At 35.1% G+C, this 4756-nt stretch carries 5 protein-coding genes; 1 reads left to right on the top strand and 4 read right to left on the bottom strand.

The window, feature by feature from the left end; genetic code table 11:
* Positions 1-170: 170 nt before the first annotated feature.
* The gene (gene mobV, locus H9636_RS18745; protein WP_225230342.1) at positions 171-1544 is read left to right on the top strand and encodes a MobV family relaxase; all 1374 of its coding nucleotides are present in this window, start codon (positions 171-173) and stop codon (positions 1542-1544) included.
* Between the two features lie 82 nt (positions 1545-1626).
* Here mobV and H9636_RS18740 read toward each other — a convergent pair whose 3' ends face one another.
* The 4 genes from H9636_RS18740 to H9636_RS18725 form a co-directional block, all read right to left on the bottom strand.
* Positions 1627-1824, bottom strand: a complete 198-nt coding sequence (locus tag H9636_RS18740) for a hypothetical protein (RefSeq protein ID WP_191709071.1) — start codon at positions 1822-1824, stop codon at positions 1627-1629.
* Complete coding sequence (locus tag H9636_RS18735) at positions 1808-2365, bottom strand: replication/maintenance protein RepL (RefSeq protein ID WP_451923568.1); 558 nt, start codon at positions 2363-2365, stop codon at positions 1808-1810. The genes H9636_RS18740 and H9636_RS18735 overlap by 17 nt, the downstream gene beginning before the upstream one ends.
* A gap of 730 nt (positions 2366-3095) precedes the next feature.
* Positions 3096-3878 (bottom strand): acetoin reductase, encoded by a 783-nt coding sequence (locus H9636_RS18730; RefSeq protein ID WP_191709070.1) that lies wholly within the window; start codon positions 3876-3878, stop codon positions 3096-3098.
* Positions 3879-3938: 60 nt separating this feature from the next.
* On the bottom strand, positions 3939-4283 hold the full coding sequence (locus H9636_RS18725; protein ID WP_191709069.1) for a type II toxin-antitoxin system PemK/MazF family toxin: 345 nt from the start codon (positions 4281-4283) through the stop codon (positions 3939-3941).
* Positions 4284-4756 lie beyond the last annotated feature (473 nt).

Raw genomic sequence — 4756 nt, 5'->3', positions numbered from 1 at the left:
GGGGATGAATCCCCTTGTGGGTTTGGGCAAAGCCCAAGGTTTTATTGCCATGCAGTTGCATGGCTTGGCGGAGCCAAAAAGCCTCGCAGAGCACATGAAACTTTGCATGCAAAGTGTAGTGTGTTACACTTTCTATTAATCTAGTGATTTTCAGAAAGGGTGCGTAACCCATGAGTTACTCCATTATCCGAATGCAGAAAATGAAATCAACTGCCATAAAAGGCATTCAATTTCACAATCAAAGAGAGAGGGAAAGTGAAACGAATCCCGACATCAACAAAGCAGATTCTCATTTGAATTATGACTTGATAAATGGTCAAAAAAAGATCGATTACAATGAGAAAATTAATATGGTGATTGAGGAAAATGTGACCTCTGGAAAGAAGATCCGCAAAGATGCGGTTCGACTTGCTGAATTCCTTATCACTTCTGACAAAGAGTTTTTTGAAAAGATTTCACCGCAGGATCAAAAGCGATACTTCGAAACAGCTTATGAATTCCTAGCTGACCGTTACGGTGAAAAGAATTTAATCTATGCGACAATACATAATGACGAGAAAACTCCTCACATGCACGTTGGCTTCGTTCCAGTAACGGAGGATGGTCGATTATCGGCTAAAGATTTCTTTGGCCAAAAAAAGCAACTGGTGAGCCTTCAGGACGATTTTAATGACTATTTGAAGCAAAATGGCTTCGAGTTGGAGAGAGGAGTTTCGTCAAGCCGAAAACACTTGGAGATGGCTAAATATAAGGCTCTAACGTTTCAAAACATGGAAAAGGAAGCCCAACAGAAATATGAGCGGATAATGGGGCATATCCAAGAGATTGACGATAAGACGAAATCCATTGAAAACATTGAAGCTAAGAAGGTATTTGGGCTTGTGGGAATGAAGGAACAGGACTACAAAAGCCTAGTGGATTATGCTACAAATGGAGTCATTTATCGGCTTCGAGCGGAGAATCTGCAGAAAGAGTTGGACAAGAAGAAAAAAGAGGTTGAGCAGCTGAAAGCAGAAATGCAAACCGGACAGGATAAAATTCGGAAAAATTACAAGGATATTCAAGTTGAAAACGAGGATATCAAAAAGAATTTAGATGTTTTAGCGGAGAAAAAAGCGATTGAAAAAGTAAAAGAGGTAAATTTGGTCGCCAAATATAGAGGGGTTGTAGAGCAATACAACGGATTGGTTCACAAATATAATGACCAGTTGAAAAGAAAGAAAGAATTAAACCAAAAAGTAACCGATTTGGCCTTGCAAAATCGTGCTTTACAAAAGGAAAACCAAGAATTGAAATCAGAAAATCGGTTGTTGAAGGAAAAAGTCTTGGAGATCAGCAAGCAGTTTTCAGCATTCAAAGAAAGGATTACGAAAGTTTTAAGTTATCAAATAGACCGCATTAAAACATGGCTGAACATAAACAACGTAGACCGAAATAAGATAAAATTTTTGGAGGATAATCGGGAAAAATTTGTCCAGGACTCTTTAGCCAAAATGGAGCAACCGCAAAGGCAAAAACAAAGAGATATGGGAATAGAACGGTAGAAAGACACAAGAGCATAATCCGTACTCCATCCATGCACTTTCCATGTCAAAAAAAGTAACCTCTAAACTTCTCAGGGGCTACTTAATCTACTGGTACAAAATTGATTTTTGGTAGTATATATTTTTTTAAACTGTTATCAGCAAACGAAGTTAGTGAGTTATTTTCTGTATTAAATTGTATTCCTAATGCTTTAAAAATTACTTCTGTCTGTGTTGGTGATAAATCGAAAGATATACTTTCATCATTCATGTAAATAGTTAATTCAATTCCCTCGATCATTTTCTTTCATCTCCAATAATTCTTGATTATTTGGCGTTGTTTGTTGTTCTGGGATGGCTTTTTGTCTACCTCTAAACACTTCAATTGAATTTAAAGGTTTTTCTTCTTCATAGTAACTTAAAAGCATTTGTCTTTTGTGGTCGTTACCTTTCATCATGATATTAGGATTGACCAAATAAACTCCATTTTGTTTTTTCATGATGAAATTATTTTCTTGTAGCTTTTTCATGATTCTAGTTACTGTACTAACACCGACACCTACATCTTCTGAAATGCTTCTATATGTTCCGATAAACATATTTGTGTTTTGATTCGTATTTTCGGCTATGTATATAAAAACATCTAATTGTTTGCTATCAATTATTCCTAAAATACTCAAAAAATCCATTAAATAGACTTTCCAAAATTGTTTAGTCCCATAAACTCTTTTGGTAATTTGGTCTACATGAACTACTTCTCCAGTATCTTGATCGATTAATGTTCTTTTTTTCTGTCCAATTAAGGTTTGAGTTTCATTGATATATTGCATGTTTTTATCCAACTTTTCACACCCCATTTTATATTCATATTTGAACATTAACATGTTCACCAAAAGAATACAATATATTTTTGTATATAAAAACATATATGTTCATTTTTTGAACACAAACATGTTCTAAAGTGAACACAAACGTAGTTAAATATGAACACAAGCAAAAACGCCAAAACCCTTGATATAACTGGGTTTATAAGACTTTTTTCAAAAAAACACTCTCCTCTTAATCCAAAAGGCTTTTCTCCATGCAAGGTTCGGGTAGTATTTTTCAAAAACGCTACGCTGAAAAATCTCCACCCTTTTCCCCTTGCATTCCGAAATTCGGCAGGTGCTAGTCTGTCGCCAAGCCGACCATACTCAAAACGAGGAACCTCGGAGATCAGCTTGCTCTATCCATTGTACCTGCCGAACCGCCAGTTCAGCCGTTCAGAAAACTGTTCTTATCCTAAGTCAGATACGCAATCAGGGGCTAGCCCCTCTTGGCTATCGCCAATTCACCCCAGCCTTTACCTCCCACCTCAAAACAAGGAAATCTAAAATAAAAAAGCCGAGCATTATGCTCGGCTTTTCCTTAATCACTTTCATTTGACTGATTACTTATCGTAATCCTTCACGTTCTTCATTCACTGAGTCCTAATGACTCCTTCACGATCGGCATTGTATGTTTTTAGGGTTCAAAGTTTCTATTCAAAAAGGAAATTGGAATAAAAACCAAATTAATTAAACTGTTTATTTTTTATCTATAAACTAATCCGCCATCTGTTAAAATAGATTGACCAGTTATATAATCTGAATCTTCCGAAGCTAGGAATGATACTAAATTTGCTACATCTTTAGGTTCTTGATATCTTCCTAATTTTATAGCACTTGAAAATTTTTCAAAAGCATCTCCAGGATTTAAATTTTCATCATATTTAACCATTTCTTCATCGATTCTTTCCCACATTTTAGTTTTTGCCACTCCTGGACAATAAGCATTAACGTTAATTTTATACTTTGCTAATTCTTTAGCTGCAACTTGAGTGAATGATCTAACTGAGTGTTTAGTAGCTGAATATGTACCTAGCATTTCGTAAGATTCGTGACCTGCTATACTACAAGCGTTTATTATTTTACCTTTTGTATTTTGTTTTATAAATTGTTTTGCAGCTGCTTGGGTACCATAAACAGTTCCAAATACATTAATATTAAATAATTTATTAAGTTGATTTTCGTCTATTTCTAAGAAAGGTGTTACAGCATCCACACCTGCATTATTAATAAAAACATCTAATTTATTAAATTCTTTTACAGTAAATTTAACTAGTTCTTCTTGTTCTTTTTGTTTTGAAACATCACTTTTGAAAGATATTACATTATATCCTTTTTCTTTGAATTCTTTTTCTGTTTCTAGTAACAAATCATTATTGATGTCTTGAACAACGATATTAAAACCATCATTTGCTAATCTTTCAGCTATAGCTTTACCTAAACCACCTGCTGAACCTGTTATTATTGCTACTTTATTTTCTGAGTTCATATGCTTATGTCTCCTTTTATATTTAGTGCTTTCAATAAAAATTGTATTCTTTTAAAAAAATTAAGCAATATTTATGTTTTTTTCTTGTTTTTTCTTATCTTGAGTAGATAAAGGAACTACGATTGCTGTTTTTCCTCCCATTCTTAAAATTGCTACTGGATGTCTTCCACCAAATTCTTCGTCAATATTATGCCCTAATTCAGCCCAAAAAACTGAACCCCGTTTAAGTTTATTTTGTATTTCAGGCTTAATTTGAAAAGCTTTTTCATTTTTAATTATCTCTGTTTTTTTAGCTGTCCATTCAAGATAACCTTTGGCTAGATCGTAAGGTTTTCCGGCTTTATCTTTGTTTTCATCGTAAAATTCATCTAGTTTAATTTTTGCTTGTTCTAAAGCTTTATCCAATGTAATATTTCCCCCTTTTTTCTTTCTCTATCTTACCAAATTAATGGATTTTCAGACACGTATAAACCTTTATTTGGCTTTATAAGCTGTTTTAGAAGCTTTTCTTTATAAAAGGGTCTACTAATCTATAAAAAGCAATAGCGCCCAATCTGAAATGAATAAACGCTATTCTGATTCTTTTCCAATAGATTATGTCGGGTAGAGGGAAAATGATGGGGAAGTGTCAACGGTAAATCGGACTGAACGAGGAACGAGTGAGGGAGAATTTAAGGAGTTGACACGAGCGCATGATTTACACCCTCTTGGCATTGTCGAACCCTTTTGGTTCGACCTGCCACCCGGCGAGGGAGTCCCCTCAAATGTGAGGGGGTTGGGGGAGTTTTTAAAGGGGGTCAAGGGGATGAATCCCCTTGTGGGTTTGGGCAAAGCCCAAGGTTTTATTGCCATGCAGTTGCATGGCTTGGCGGAGCCAA

Source organism: Ureibacillus galli, assembly GCF_014836845.1.
GTDB classification, from domain to species: Bacteria; Bacillota; Bacilli; order Bacillales_A; family Planococcaceae; genus Ureibacillus; species Ureibacillus galli.
Note: the sequence above shows the minus strand (reverse complement) of the source record. Positions and strands in the feature narration are given on the sequence as shown.